The sequence below is a fragment of the Pseudomonas sp. 28 E 9 genome (genome assembly GCF_900004785.1).
Lineage (GTDB): Bacteria > Pseudomonadota > Gammaproteobacteria > Pseudomonadales > Pseudomonadaceae > Aquipseudomonas > Aquipseudomonas orientalis_A.
The window spans coordinates 163,368-178,366 of sequence record NZ_CVTK01000052.1; the positions used below are offsets into that span (position 1 = coordinate 163,368).

The following is a 14,999-nucleotide window of genomic DNA, read 5'->3' on the forward strand; positions in this document are numbered from 1 at the left end:
AATGGGGGTGAGGGTTAAATCCCGGCGGCAACCATGGCCTCGCGGGTCAGGCGGCGACCCAGTTCCCGTTCGTCGTAGAAGCTCTTGAGAAACAGGCTCAAGTACAGTTCTTCCGTCATGGGCTCGCCGGTCAGGACGTGCTCATCGGGTACATCCAGCGCGTCTGCCAGATAGAGCAGACGCTGCCGGAGTTGGGTACTGGTGGCCGAACTTTTGCGCTCCGGCGGCAGTTGTTCGTGGGCGGCCCAAGCGTTTTGAGCCAGGCGCAAGTCGTCGATGCTTTCACTGGCCTGTTCATGCTGGCATTTGATCTGTCGGAACGCCTCGGGTCGGGTATTGAGCAAGTAGTCGCTCCAGAAATATTGCTCAAGCATTTGGTTCACCAACCCATCGCCTTGCTCCTCCTTGATGACCTTGTCATAGGCATTTGCCAGTTGCCAGGCTGCGACCTTGCCGGCATCGCGGTACAGCATGTGGTCCGCCAACCAAGGCAGATCCAGGCGTTGTTTCAAGCCGGTCTGGTAGGCGCTGTACACTTCGACTTCATCCAGGGTGCCTGCAACACCGTCGACGATATCGGTGGTCAGCCGCAAAGGCGGGCCTTCGCTGCCGTCCTCATTGAGTGTGGGGGTGTTGAGGCGAGTCTGGATATCTTGTCTGGCAATCTGGTTGACCTTGTCCAGCCGGGCCTTTTGTCTGGCCAGCCGTACCAGCGCATTGGTCCGGGCTCTAGGGGTGGGCTCGCGCCATGCCTCCAGCTTCATGGCTTCGATACCCATGGCGTTGAACAGCTGGGCGCCCGCATCGGCGCAGTGGGTCGGCATGGCGCTCAGGTTGAACAGCGCGGTGCGGGTTTGCTCGTCACTGTCGGCGGCCCTCATCAGGCGCAAGACATTGGTGCGCAATTGTCTGAGGTTCTGGTTGTAGCGCACCAGGTCGGCCGGGTCGTGGACGATGTCGGGGGCGGGTTGTCGCTGGCTTCTGATGACTTCAAAAAAACCCTGTGAGCCATGTTCCCGTTCGAGATCGTCCCAGATTTCCTGCCATGCCGGGCGTATTTCGGGTGTCAGGTGTTCGAACCAGAATTGGCTGTCCAGCTCGCCTCGGGGGGGATAGGTGCGATAAGGATCCAGGCCCGCTGCGCGCCGGTAACTGACCAGCCGATCCTCGGCGTCCTGCTCCAGCTTGTTGTTGTCCAGGCGTGCACGTGTCACCAGTTCGGCTTGCGCCGAGCCGGGCTCGACGCTCGGTACTTGGGTGATCGGTGTATTCAGCAAATTCAGGTTGAAGTCGGGAGAGCGGGGTAGCTCGAACAGTCCTATGGGCCAATCGCGGATTTGCGTGTTGTTGAGCGCCAGCACGCGCAACTCCGGCATGCGGCTAATATCCGGCGGTGTGACCAAGTGTTCATTGTGCGAAAGGATCAATACCCTGAGGTGGTGCAATTGCCTGAGCTGTTCCAGGTTCTGCGCACGCCAGCGAATCGGGTTTTCGGACAGGCCCAGATGGGTGAGCCGACGCATACCGCTGATGGCCGATGGAAAAGTCTTCAGGTGCTTGCCGGTGATATCCAGCGTACGCAGGTTAGGGAAGTTGTGCAGGAACGGGCTGTCGGCATCAGTGAAGTCGGTGCCTGCCAGGTTGAGGTTGGTGATGTGGTTCAGCGCGGTATCCAATCGAGGAAAGTTTTGCACAAACCCGTAGATGGTTTCTCCGCGCAGGTCCAGTTCGCTACCCACTCGGCGCTCGCCGAAATCCGTCTCGTACCCGCTGGCTGATTGCTCCCAGCTGCTCTGTATGAGCGCAGTCACGCGCTTCCTGAATAACCGCTCCGGGAGTGTTACGCGACGTCTGCGGGTGCCGGCAGCTGGCTGATCCTGCCAATTCTTGAGTGCCTTGAGCAGGTCTTTTTTCTGGGTTTCAAGCTCAGTGAGCAGACGCTGCCCCTCGGCCGAGTTTAGCGACAGGGCATAGGCCGTTATATCTTCTTCGCAAAGCGTCGGATACAGAGACTTGAGGCGCTCGTCCACGCTGGCGCGGCCCAGTCGACGGCGCAGGGCGCTGAACATTGGTTTTTGCAGCAGCGGTTGGATCTCCAGAGGGGCGACTGGCAAGACCGGCGGTTCGGCCAGCACCGTGCGGCGTTCGGCGGGTGGTTGCAAGGTGCGTGTGAGCCACTGGCGCAACGCCTCGCCATCACCCGGCGCAAAGCCCAGGGTGCCAGGGGGTAAGGCTTGCAGTACGGCTTCATACAAATCCCGGGTGCTATCGACGCTGGCGTCGTGGACGGTATATCGCCCTGGCGCTGTGCGTACCAGCAGTGTATCGGTCGCCGCCTCGTCCGGACCTACACGGCAACGCAGGTGCCCATTGGGCACTTGCTCGCGGATGCTCAGGCGCAGGTCGCCGAACGCATCACTGTGGATTCTCAACGCGTTGAGCAGCAGCCGTTCGGTATCGGGTGTGGGCGCGTTACCCTGGAAGAAACCTTCGTAGGCGTGGGTGGTTCGCGCTTCGAACTGTAATTCCCTGGCCTGATGCTTGAGCCGTAGCGGGAGGCGCTCCTCGTCGTTCATCAACTGTACTTCCGCCGGGCGGGCCTGGTTCAGTATCACGCTGGCCAGGGTGTCGGGCAGTTCGGGGAACTGTCGTTGCAGCAGTAACCCGTGGGCGCTGTTTGACTGGCGTTTGAAACCGTACAGGTGCTCGAAGATGTCGTCCTTGCGTGTGGCGACGTAGAGGCTCAACTGTTCACGCAGGGTTTGCGCTCGCGCGTCGTTGTCGGCGGGCAAAGGCTTGCCGACTAGAGCGGTAAGCTCGGCTTCGTCCAGAAAGTCGACGACTTGTGGGGTTAGCCGGCCTGCCAGTAACGCTTCACGGCTGATGGCCAGCGTCGACTCCTGCGGTGCCTGCATTGCGCCGTGGTGCATCGGCTCGCCGCTCAGGTCGCCTGCTTCGAACACCGCGATGGCTTTATCGGCCGGCCAGCCAGGCATTCGCGTAACCATGTCGGCGGACCAATAGGCGGCTTCACCGTTGTCGGCGGAGGGTTCGCCGAGTGTGTCGATGTGCTGGCGCAGTTCGAAGCGATTCAGGGTATCGGCCAGCAGCGGCGGCGGTGCCTGGTTTTCGGCGTACATATGCCTCAATGCGCCGGGTTCGGTACCACTGATATCGCATAACTGTTGCAGGCGTGCCTGCGGCCAGGTGGCGGTGATGGGGCTCAGGCGCTGAAGCAATTGTGAGTCGTCCCAGGCCCTGGGTTCTTCGCCCTCCAGCACCACGGCACCCTGACCGTTAAGCTGCACTTCAGGACGATAGGCATCGGCGCGTTGCGGATGGATGATCCGGTGGCGGCCGGTGTCGGGGGACTGGCTGACTTCGTAGTGTTTGTTTTCCAGACGCAGGATTTTTTTGCCGGCGTGCGAGTGAAACCCATGGGCATCGGGTTTCGAGCCGGGGGCCAGCGTGACGGCTCTTTGTTCATAGGGGCTCAGGTCCGCATGCCATAAACGGGTTTTGCCGTCAGCCAGCGTCACAGGCTTCAAGCCCTCGACAAAGCTGGAGAGCTCAAGGTGAGCCAGTTGCCCGGCAGCGCCGAACGCGATCAGTTGCACCACGTTTTCCGTCACCCCGGCCACATGTTCAATGGCCTCTACGCCTCGGCCTTCGGTCCAGTCCAACAGCCCTTCGAACACCTCGTCGGCAAGTTGGTAAGCGGTATAGGCCAGCATCAGTTCGCCCAGAAACGGAGCGAAGGGGGTCACCACCAATAGCGCTGCGTTGAGAATATCCGCGAGGACTTTTTCCAGATTGTCCCACCAGGCCCAGCGTGCCATGCGGTCGGCGTAGGCGGTGGAGACGGCCAGTTCACGGGCGTCGTTGAGGATTTTATTGAGGCTTCGCCGATACAGATGTTCCCACAGCGGCGTGCGCACACGCTTTGCGCTGAACTGCAGGTTGGGGTTGTCGATGGGCGTCTCACGCCAGGTTGGCTTCGGATCGCCGGGTGCGTGCTGATGCCATTTCACCTGGCTCAAACGCGTGCCCAGCTGGTTGAAGAAATGCCCCTGGTACTGGTGCTCGACAAACCGGCTGAAGAACTGCTGATAGTCGAGCTGCTGCAATTGCCGCGTCAGTGCCTGCATGAACGCGACCGTGGAGGCATAGCGCTTGAGTGGGTGCTGCGGGTCGTCCGGGATATAGGCGATCACAGGCGATGCCTGGCGACTGACTTCCAGGTCGGCGGCAATCAGTATCACGCCGCTCAATGTGGCGTCCATCAGGCTCAGGTCATGGCAGTGCGCGATCTTGCCGTCGAGCGTCAGGTGTTGCTGGCCCTTGACCAAACCTGTGATCAACGCGTGATCCAACGCCTGGATATCGCCCTTGATCAACGCCATGCGCGCGGCCGCCGTGAGGGCGGCCTGCTGGTTGAGCGCCACCCGGGCGCGTAGAACACCTTCGACCACCGGAGCGGTTCGGCCGAGATAGTGCTCAAGGTGCTGTTGATACTGCGCACCGATGTCCAGGCCGCGAACCAGCGCTTTGAACTGCTGGATCGACAGCCGGGCTTTCAGGGGGAGGACTTCGAAATGGCCCAGGGCGTCAGGCAGGGTGATAAATTGCGAATCGGCGGTGAACGCCTCGCTGTCGGCAAAGTTGTGCAGTGCCGCGTCCAGCAGCGACAGCGTGCGGCTTTGCACACCGCCGCCCACATCCATGACCCACCATGCGCGGTCGGCCGGGGCATAGAGCCGCAGGCAGGTGCTGCGGACATCGACGTCGAGGTTGTATTGCTGTTTCAGCGCGGCTTTTAACAACGGCTCGGCGAAACCTTTGACGTCGGTGACCGGGGCGAGTTTCTGGTCAATGAGGGTTTGGGTTTTCCACTGTTCGGCAATCGCGGTTTTCAATAATTGATGCTGGTGGGGCGAGGCACTTTTGTACCAGGCCGGAACAGCCTTGCGGCTGGATTTCAAGGCGCCTGCACGTGATACCGACAGCTTGGTGATCCAGTCGGGCAGGGCTTCCCGAATGACTTCGTAGTGCTGGCCTTTATCTTCGTGCGTAGCGGGCGAAATGGTTGTCATGGCGTAGTTCTGTCGTGGGCAGGGCACTCAGGTTAGGCTCGCGCAAGGGCGCTCTGGGCAGTATCAGTCTATCGACACCGGGTGTCGGGCAGCCTGTAGCGTCGATGGCTCTATCACACCGAGAAACCCTGTCATGACATCGCCCGAGCCCGGCCCAGCCTCTCTGCGCCAGACCCATATTGACCAAGTCGAGATGCTGTTCCGCGATCCGCCGTCATTGCTCGGGGTGGCGCAAGAGGCTGCCCAGGCCTATCTGGACCAGCATTTTGCGACACAACAGTGGAGCGCCGGCCTGATCCATATCGGCACACCCACCGCTGGCAGCACCGCTGCACTGCCGTCGTACGCTTACCAGCCTTTGCCCGAATTACTGGTGCAGCGTTTGGCCAACGCCACGCCGACATTGCTGGTTGAGCACTATCAGGTCGTGGTTCGGCGGGCTCGCGAGATGTTTGTGTCGAGTGGGCCGACCCTGGCTGAGCTGGAGAAGCTGATCAATGAGTGCGGCGCCGTGCTTCTGTCGTCTTTTTCCAATCGCCTGCAAACGTGGTGGCGTGAGCCTCTTCCGATAAACATGGTCCGTTGGGGCTATCTGTCCGACCACCTGCTGGAGTTGCTCTACGACTCACCGCGCGCCCCTGGCATGGACGAAAAATGTTTCGCTGCGCTGTTCCCCAAGACTCTGTTGCGCCCAGTGCGGCCAACACCGCAATGGAGCCTGCATGGCGGGCCGTTGCGGGTGCATACCGTGCACCTGCAAGGGGGCGATCACACGCAGATACTGCCGCTGCTGGTCTTGAGCCATGCTTCGACCACCGTGCTGTTCAGCCCAGCGAGCGGTCTCCACATGCTTGATAGCCTGGACGACATCGGCGCTCTGTTGCCGGCTTACACGAGCCCGGTGTTGACGGGGGCGGCTGACCAGTGGTTCGTCCTGGAGGCTCAAGGCGACCCGCTCGATGCCTTGGCGTCGAGTTACCTGGCACGCCAACTGCTGGAGATCGATAGCATCCAGCGTACTGTGCCGCGCACGACACAGGCGTGCCAGGCGCTGCTTGATTACATCATTGATCCCAGGCGTTGGTTTATCTGTGAACTGAGCGCGTCCCAGCAGCGTTTACGTCAGGTCATGCCTGGGTGGTTGGCCCAGGCGGACCCTGAGGACAGCATCGCCTACGCCCAGTTGTTGCAGCAGTGGGTGTTGGTCCAGCATGAAAGCGGGGCAGCGCATTTTCTCGAGGGTATCGAGTCGATTACCCGGTACGCCGACCGCCAGTTACAGCACTGCCTGAGAGCGCAGCCAGGTGCGACGAACCTCCAGCCGGGTGATGTTGTGCTGACCTTTGATCGAGTGGTCGCCGCAGCTGTGCCCTTGCCGGGCGGGTTCATTGCCGCCGAGGTGGACCCTGTCACTGTGACGCTGACCGAGTTGGCCCTGGAAAACCTCTCCCGCTTCCCGCACACCCCCAGGCGCATCACGCTCAATGACTCAGCGGCACCGGCCTGGCTGACGTACAGCCTGATCAAACGCTGTGTGGGTGAGGCTGATGTGGGGCAAACCTATCCCGCCCTGTTGAAAAACAAGCTGATCGACGACCTCGCTGAGGCTGCCCGTCGTCGGCAACAGTTCAGCCGGCAATTGCGCGTACAACTGCCAATGTTGGCCCTGGGATCGAAGATCAAGGGCGAGCACGGTATGACCTACAGCGGCTTTCAGCGGGTGCGGGCGGCGCTGCAGGCGAGGGCCTCGGAACGCATGGCGGGGGGCAAGGCCGTCGCGCTGTGGCCGCTGGCGTTCAAGGCATCGGCCGATGCCAACCCGGATGTGGTCGTCAATATGTTCATCATCGGCCCGCTACAGGGACAAAGCGGTCCGCACCTGTTGTACCGGCCATTGTTCAGCCCGATGCTGCAGGAGTATGAATCGTTGGCGGCCCTGTTCACCGCGATCAAGACCCCTGGCGCGTTGCAGGACAACGTACTGACCTGGATCGCGCCAGCACGCCAGGGGGTATATGCCAATAATGGCTTTCACGAACCGCATATTCGCCACTTTTTGCCTGGCAATGAATTCACCGCGTATGAGAAACCGGCGCCCGTTCAACTGAGTAAACAAGTGGTCGCCACCGACCCGGCGCACCATGTGTTCAGTGCCACGGCCAGTGCACTGGTGGCCCTGGCCGATCGTCAATCGGTGTCGAATGCGGAGCAGCGATGGGCTAACTTGAAGAGCGCCGGTTGGTTGCTGTTCGGCACTCTGCTGCCATTTCTGAACGGGCCGTTGGCGCTGGGCGGTTGGTTGGTTCAGTTGGTGGACAGTATGCAGCGCGATATCGAAGGGCTAAGCAGTCACGATGGTCAAGCGAGGAGCGCTGCGCTTATCGACATGCTGGCAAATCTGATGGTGATCGTAGCCCACCAGGCCACGCCCCAGGATGCCCTGGACCCTTTGAATCTGGAGCACCCGGTGTTTGCGCCCCTGGCACGTGTCGAACCGCAGGTCGCGGGCGCAATCACCGTGCCGCTCAAGCGGATTCCCACGCCTGAGAAGTTCCACACGCCCGTGCTCTGGGTCAATGGACGCCAGGTGTTGAACACGCAACAACAGGCGTTGATCCAGAAATTGTGGCTGAAGACGTTCCCCAAGCCGTGGCCTGTGGCCCTGGAAAACGCCGAGTCCAGTGGCCCGCTACAGGGCTTGCGGCGTGATACGTCGAATGTTGCGCAGCAATGGCAGGCGTTGGTCCAGGGGGCGTTGTATCGGGTGCAAGTCAAGAAGAGCGAGGTCCGGGTGATCAGCGCCGATGGCACCATTCTTGGGCCTTGGCTCAGGCATCTGGGCCAGGGCCGATGGGACTTTGACTTGAAACTGCGGCTTGCGGGCGGCAATGCCGACGACGCGGCTGAGCATACCCTGCAGGCACAGCCGGCTGCCCTTGAGGTTGACTATAAAAAAGCGCAGGCCGACCGCGCCAGGGCGGACACCGCGATGCACCTGGCACACACGTTGGCAGCCCGGCCCGCCGGGCAAATCACCGACCCGCAACGTGTCCAGGCGTGGGAGCGTTACGGTCGGGAAATGAGCAACAAGTTTCAGCATGCACAGCGGGAGTTGCAACTGCTCAAGCGCCTGCGGGAATTGGCCCCGCGCCCCGGTTATGAGGAAGAACTTTGCGACGTGTTGGCGTCAGTGATTCTGACCGCACAGTTATTGGATACACAGTATCGACGACACATAGTGGACTGCAATGCCAGGCTCAGGCCGCTGCTGGACCGGCTGAGCGAGGAAACCCCGGAAGAGGCCGAATCGGATATCAACCGTCAGGATCACGCCAAGCTGGGCAGCCTCATGCGTGAGTTGGCGGCCGTGCAGGAACAGGGCATCCGCTGGCGCACTCTGGAGGCCGGGTATCTGGAAGAATTGAGCCGTGTTCCCCGGCTGGGTCGGGATAAGGCCCAAGGGCTGAAGCCGGCCGGGCGCCCTTTGATTCAGGATCTGCAAGTCTTGCAACTGACGACCTTGTGGGGAATTTCCATCGATGTTGCGGGACCTGAGCTCAGCGACGATTTCTTCGACGCTGTCAGCGAAGCCGTCAAGCGTGCACGCCGTGCCACTCGCTCTCTGGCGGACTTGCAACAGCTGCAAACGACGCAGGCAGAACGCATTGAACTGCTGAAGAATATTGACCACGTCTATGCGCAAGTCGACGATCAAATTGAATTCTGGCGTGCCATGGAACCGGAAAAATTCGATTTGGAGTACCTGCAAAAACTGCAGGAGCTGCTTGCCAGCCTGCACCAACAGGTCGAAAAAGAACTGGTGAGCCTCTTGCAACCTGAACCCCGGACAGAACGGCCTGCTGCACCCGCCCCAGTGCCCCAGGGCACCCGGCGTAAAAAAATTATCCGTACGCGTAATCACGATATGTATGTGGCGCAGATCAATGAGGCCACGGCAGTGGCGCCCGCCACCGCAGAGCTGCACGAGGCTGGGGGCGAGTTGATCGGCACGTTTACCGAGGCCCGGGACGGGGTTTGGGAACCGGTGAGGTCGACGCCCAAGCCTGATGCGCAGCTGGGTAGCTTGCTGAAAAAGGGTCAGGCGCTGCTGGATGATGAACGTAGAGCGATCCAGCAGGTGGAGGCGTTGATCGAGCGGGCGAACGATCCGTCTTCCCTGGAGTACCTGCTTGAGGCGCAGGCCAATACCCGACGCTGGACCGCCGAGGCAATTGACCGCAGGCGTCAGGGCATGGAAACCGTTCGACTGGTGGCTGTGCAGCAAGCCAAGGCGCTGGCGATGGCGCGCGACCTACGGCTGGCTGAGGCCCGACTGAAGGCCGCCGGGTTGGCGGCACGGATTAAAGCGACCCGGCTGCGACCCACCACTCAGGATCACGTCGACTTTCTCAAGCGCCACAATGAAGTGCTCATTTACCGCAAGGGGCAGCGCGTGCTCCTCAAGGACACGGCTGATGATTACCTGCAGGTGTATGTGGTCGTTGACGCGAGCAATACCGACCGGGTTTTGTGCTATGCCCACTTCCACTACAAAAGGCTCCACGGGCCGGATGATCATTACGAGGGCGATCCCCACCTCAAGAGCCCCGAGCAGGAGCGACTGGGACGCCAGGCCCAGGCTCGGGTCGAGGCCGAGGCGTTCATACGTATGCGCAGTGGCCAGACCGGACGTGTGCGCCAGACCCTGGAAATTGACCGGGCGAAGATTACGCGGCCTTTTGCCCGAAGCCTGTTTTTTAGTGTGGACTAGCCACCGGCCGGCACAGGGTCTGGCTGCCCGGCTTCAAGTAAGGCAGCAAAATCGGCGCCATGCCTTTGAGCACTTGCACGGGCAGCGCCGAGGTGAACGTAAAGTTTTGAGCCGAATTGCCCGGGACGAAGGCGGTGAGCGTGCCGAAGTGGCGATCACCGATATAGAACACAAAGGTGGCGGTGCGGTTGATCGCCCTGGAGCTTAGCACTCGGCCGCCGGCGCCGATGGCTTCGATGCGGTTGTCGCCGGTTCCGGTCTTGCCGCCCATGGCCAGTGGTGTGCCGTCGTCCAGCTTGAAACTGCCGGCCAGGCGTTTCGCTGTACCGGCATCCACCACTTGGGACAAAGCGCCCCGCAGGGCCTGCGCCACTTCTATAGGCATCACCCGCTTGCCCTCGGCCGGGTCGTTGATCACTCGGGTTTCATAAGGCGTATCGGCGGCAAAATGCAGGCTGTCGATGCGTACTGCCCGCAGGCGCACGCCGTCGTTGAGGATGATGCCCATCAACTCGGCCAGGGCGGCGGGTCGGTCGCCGGAGCTGCCGATGGCGGTCGCCAGGGACGGCACCAGATGATCGAAGGGATAACCCACGGCCTTCCAGCGCTGATGGATCTCCAGGAACGCTTCGATCTCCAGCATGGTGCGGATACGGCTGTCGCGCGCACTCTGGTGACGGCTCTTGAACAGCCAACTGTAGACCTCCTGGCGCTCGAACTGGCTGGCCTTGACGATTTCGCTGAGCGTCGCCTGCGGGTGGTTGATCAGGTAGCCCAGCAACCACAGGTCCAGCGGGTGCACTTTGGCGATATAGCCCTGGTCGGGCAGGTCGTAGGCGCCGGGGCCGTAGCTGTCGTAGAGCGCGTCGAGGCGCTTGTCGGTCAGCGTCTGCTGGGCCTTGGTGCCGGCCAGGCGGGCGCGTACGAAACTGTTGAAGCTGTCACGGCTGGCGTCGGGCAGTAGATAACGGTGCACCGCAGCCAGGCGGATCGCCGTGGGGTGCAGGCTGTCGAGAAAGGTTTCCAGGCGCGCCTGGGTGTCTTTCTTCTGGTATTTCTTCCAGAACTTGAGCAGGAACGTGGTGCCTTCACGGTCGGCAAATTGCGCCAGGTATTCCTGGCGACGGGGCTCGTTGTCGTCCTTGAGCAGTTGCGCGCTGTTGTCGGCGCCGGTGTAGGTGGTGTAGCGCACCAGGTCGCGCATCAGGCGAATAAACGGCAGGTTGATCGACTCACGCAGGGCGTCGCGCAGGGTCGGGTTGCGGCCGTTGTCTTCGTTGCGAAAGTTGTGGAAGCGGTGCAGGCCGCCGCCGGTGAAAAAGCGTTCGCCGGGGCTGGCGGAATAGGTGCGGTCAAGGGCGGCGTCGAGCATCTGCGCCAGGGGTTTGCCGGGATTTTGCAGCAGGTAGCCCACGGCCCAGCGACTGAGGCGGTCTTGTTCGGCGATCTCGACTTTTCTCAAGGCCGCGGGCGCGACGTTGACATAGCGCTCATGCAGCTCGGCGATGATTTGCAGGTAGGTGGTCAGCACCCGCAGCTTGGCGGTGGAGCCCAATTCCAGCTTGCTGCCCTCATTGATGTCGAACGGTTGGTCGGTGTTGTCGGTCTGCACGCGCACGCGGGCGCTGTCGCGGGTGCGCTCGAACAGGGTGAAGCTGTAGCGCACCTGCGGCGTGCTGGCAGGGGTGAGCAGGCGTTCGCCCAACAGCCCGATCTGTTGGGCGTAGGCGGGGTCCGCCAGGCGCTTGAGGTAGGCGGTGACCTGTTCCTGCAAGTCGCCCTGCAGCGTGCTGGTGGCTGACAGGTCCAGGCGATCAAGGTCGTACAGCGGGCGATCGAGCAGTGCGCCCAGGCGGCTGCGGGCCATGCCGATGCCTTTGCTGGCCTCGATTTTCTGCGTGGTCGGTTGCTGCTGCCAGTCGCGATAGCTGACCTGGCTGGCCAGCGCCGCTTTCAATAAGCCAGGTTCCAGCAGCCCCTCCTGCGCCAGCAGCCGCAGGTGACTGTCGGTCAATTGCGCGAGCTCGTCGCGGCCCTTGCTCAGGTAATGCGAAGGACGACGCTGGGCGATCATCAGCGACAGCACTTGGCGCAACGCCAGACCCCGTGACGCCAGACCGGCCGGGGTGTTCGTGGTGTCGGCCAGGGCCTGGTTGACCTGGGCGAAGTCTGCGCCGTACCACACCCGCAAGCCCTCGGCCATGCCGTGCACTTCACCGTGGCCCGGCACTGCCGACAGCGGCACGCTGTTGAGGTAGTCGCGCACTATATTTTGCCGGGCCGGCAGCGTGTCGGTACCGTGTTGATAGGCGCGCACGCTGGCCGACAGCATCTGGCGCAGTTTTTCGCTGCCCGACAGGGTCAGGCCGTCCGGTGAATGACGGTACTTTTCCAGCTGCGTCGCCAGGGTGCTGCCCCCTGCGGTCTGCCCCGGCAGGTGCAACTGGCGCGCCACCTGCGACCAGGCGGCCTTGGCAAAACGCGGCCAGTCCACCGCCGGGTTGGCCTGGGCCGGCTGGGGGTCGAGCAGCGCCCGGTTTTCGATGAACAACAGGCTGCGCACCATCAACGGCGGCACATCGCTGAACTGCGCGTAAAGCTGCGTCGGGTAGTTGAATTGGTACAACGGCGCGGCACGGCAATCGGTGATGTTCAGCCCGGCCTGGATTTTTTCTGCATAGGGGATAAACAGGCCGTGACCGCTGTAGTTCATCAATGCCGTGGAGAAACGCGCCTGAGACTGGATCACGTAGTTGCGCTTGAGCAGGCGCGGCAGGAATTCGCCCAGGGCGCTGTAGCCCAGGCGCCGATCGAACGGCCCGGCACCGGGATACACGATGGCATCGCTGGCACCGGGCTCCACGCGATAGGTCAAGTGTGACGCCCATTGGCTGAGCATGCGCGCCTGCCAGCGGGCGCTGTGCATCTCGCGTAACGCGGCGAACCCCAGGGCGGCCAGCGCCAGCAGCAGGATCAGCCAGAACAGTCGACGCCATGGCCGAGGCGGTCTGGATTTTTTCGGCAATGGGGCGGGTGACGGGCTGTCGGCTTCAGCCTGATGCAAGTCGGTCTGCCACAGTGCGCCCATAGTCGATTGATCCATTCCTACAGATTGATCGGACTTGTCTGAAGCGTAGACGCGAATTGTCTGATCTACGAAGTTTGTCGATGGGCCCGCATGCCACGGGTTTGTCCGAAGTGTCTGGACCCCGGCCCGTTATGCAATACTCTGCGCCGTTTTGCGCGCAGAAGGCTGTTCCAGACGCTTGGTGCTTGCTCCGTCCAAGCGCTTTTTCTCGGGGTATATCGCCAAATTTGCCTGTTTATAGAGTGAAATACCCTGGCGCGCGCTTTTTATACTGCATGCCCGCTGACCTGGCCGCTGACACATGCCAGGCGGGTTTGCCCACGAGGCAGGCCCGGTCAAGGCGGTGTATTTGCCTACCTGCAGATACGCCGACGCTCGGTGGTCAAATCCAATAACAAAATGAGGTTGTATCCCTATGCCTGTCGGCAAACCCCTGCCCCCTGGCGAGACCGTCCAAGGCGGCCCGCTCAAACGCGAACTCGGTGAACGGCATATTCGCCTGATGGCGCTCGGCGCCTGCATCGGCGTCGGCCTGTTTCTCGGCTCGGCCAAGGCCATCGAAATGGCCGGCCCGGCGATCATGCTCTCGTACGTCATCGGTGGCCTGGCCATTCTGGTGATCATGCGCGCCCTCGGCGAAATGGCCGTGCACAATCCTGTGGCCGGTTCGTTCAGCCGTTATGCCCAGGATTATCTGGGCCCATTGGCGGGCTTTCTCACCGGGTGGAACTACTGGTTCCTGTGGCTGGTGACCTGCGTCGCGGAAATCACTGCCGTGGCGGTGTACATGGGCGTCTGGTTCCCCGACACACCGCGCTGGATCTGGGCCCTGGCGGCGCTGATCAGCATGGGCACCATCAACCTGATCGCGGTCAAGGCGTTCGGTGAGTTCGAGTTCTGGTTCGCCTTGATCAAGATCGTCACCATCATTGCCATGGTGATCGGCGGCGTCGGCATTATTGCCTTCGGCTTCGGCAATGACGGCGTGGCGCTGGGCATTTCCAACCTGTGGGCCCATGGCGGCTTCATGCCCAACGGCGTACAGGGCGTATTGATGTCGTTGCAGATGGTGATGTTCGCCTACCTGGGCGTGGAGATGATCGGCCTTACCGCCGGTGAAGCGCGCAACCCGCAGAAAACCATCCCCAGCGCCATCGGCTCGGTGTTCTGGCGCATCCTGCTGTTCTACGTGGGCGCGCTGTTCGTGATCCTGTCGATCTACCCGTGGAATGAAATCGGCACCCAGGGCAGCCCGTTCGTGATGACCTTTGAACGCCTGGGCATCAAGACCGCCGCGGGTATCATCAACTTCGTGGTGATTACCGCCGCGTTGTCGTCCTGCAACGGCGGCATCTTCAGTACCGGGCGCATGCTCTACAGCCTGGCGCAGAATGGCCAGGCCCCGGCCGTGTTCGGCACCACATCCAGTAATGGCGTGCCACGCAAGGCGTTGCTGCTGTCGATTTTCGCCTTGCTGTTGGGCGTGCTGCTCAACTACCTGGTGCCGGACCAGGTGTTCGTCTGGGTGACCTCCATCGCCACCTTCGGCGCGATCTGGACCTGGCTGATGATCCTGCTGGCGCAGCTAAAATTCCGTAAGGGCCTGAGCCCTGCCGAGCGGGCCGGTCTGCAGTACCGCATGTGGCTGTACCCGGTCAGTTCCTACCTGGCGCTGGCGTTTTTGCTGCTGGTGGTGGGCTTGATGGCGTACTTCCCGGACACACGGGTGGCGTTGTATGTGGGGCCTGCGTTTCTGGTGCTGTTGACGGTGCTGTATTACGTGTTCAAGTTGCAGCCGACCAATGCGGCGGCGCGTTCCGCAGCCTGAACCCTTAGGCCGAACCGGAGTCGGGAAATAGGGGAGCAGGCTTGCCCTGATGCCAATCAGTTAGCGCAGATCCCCTGTGGGAGGGGGCTTGCCCCCGATGGCGGCCTCTGGGCCGACCAGGATGCTGGATTGGGTTGAGTACATATCCGTTTCTGCGGTAACGGCTGCTAATGGTTCCGCTTTTACAGCGGCTCACTTTTGAAAAGCGCAAAAGTAAGC

The 14,999-nt window shown here is 61.6% G+C and carries 4 protein-coding genes; 2 read left to right on the plus strand and 2 right to left on the minus strand.

Annotated features, from left to right (window positions below):
* Nucleotides 1-14: 14 nt before the first annotated feature.
* Entirely contained in the window at nucleotides 15-5,093 is a 5,079-nt protein-coding gene (locus BFQ00_RS19945) for a dermonecrotic toxin domain-containing protein (protein WP_065934501.1), read from the minus strand.
* 133 nt (nucleotides 5,094-5,226) lie between these two features.
* Between BFQ00_RS19945 and BFQ00_RS19950 the strand changes: the two genes are divergently transcribed.
* Complete coding sequence (locus tag BFQ00_RS19950; protein ID WP_065934502.1) at nucleotides 5,227-9,864, plus strand: hypothetical protein; 4,638 nt, start codon at nucleotides 5,227-5,229, stop codon at nucleotides 9,862-9,864.
* Here the strand turns inward: BFQ00_RS19950 and BFQ00_RS19955 are convergent.
* Nucleotides 9,851-12,952, minus strand: a complete 3,102-nt coding sequence (locus BFQ00_RS19955) for a transglycosylase domain-containing protein (RefSeq protein WP_065934503.1) — start codon at nucleotides 12,950-12,952, stop codon at nucleotides 9,851-9,853. The genes BFQ00_RS19950 and BFQ00_RS19955 overlap by 14 nt on opposite strands.
* A 415-nt stretch (nucleotides 12,953-13,367) precedes the next feature.
* Between BFQ00_RS19955 and BFQ00_RS19960 the strand changes: the two genes are divergently transcribed.
* Nucleotides 13,368-14,780, plus strand: coding sequence for an amino acid permease (locus tag BFQ00_RS19960; protein WP_065934504.1), 1,413 nt, complete (start codon nucleotides 13,368-13,370; stop codon nucleotides 14,778-14,780).
* Nucleotides 14,781-14,999: the final 219 nt, after the last annotated feature.

Bases quoted from the DNA above. Each gene is read 5' to 3' on its own strand.
- BFQ00_RS19945 (WP_065934501.1), bottom strand. From the start codon at position 5,093: ATGACAACCATTTCGCCCGCTACGCACGAAGATAAAGGCCAGCACTAC.
- BFQ00_RS19950 (WP_065934502.1), top strand. From the start codon at position 5,227: ATGACATCGCCCGAGCCCGGCCCAGCCTCTCTGCGCCAGACCCATATT.
- BFQ00_RS19955 (WP_065934503.1), bottom strand. From the start codon at position 12,952: ATGGGCGCACTGTGGCAGACCGACTTGCATCAGGCTGAAGCCGACAGC.
- BFQ00_RS19960 (WP_065934504.1), top strand. From the start codon at position 13,368: ATGCCTGTCGGCAAACCCCTGCCCCCTGGCGAGACCGTCCAAGGCGGC.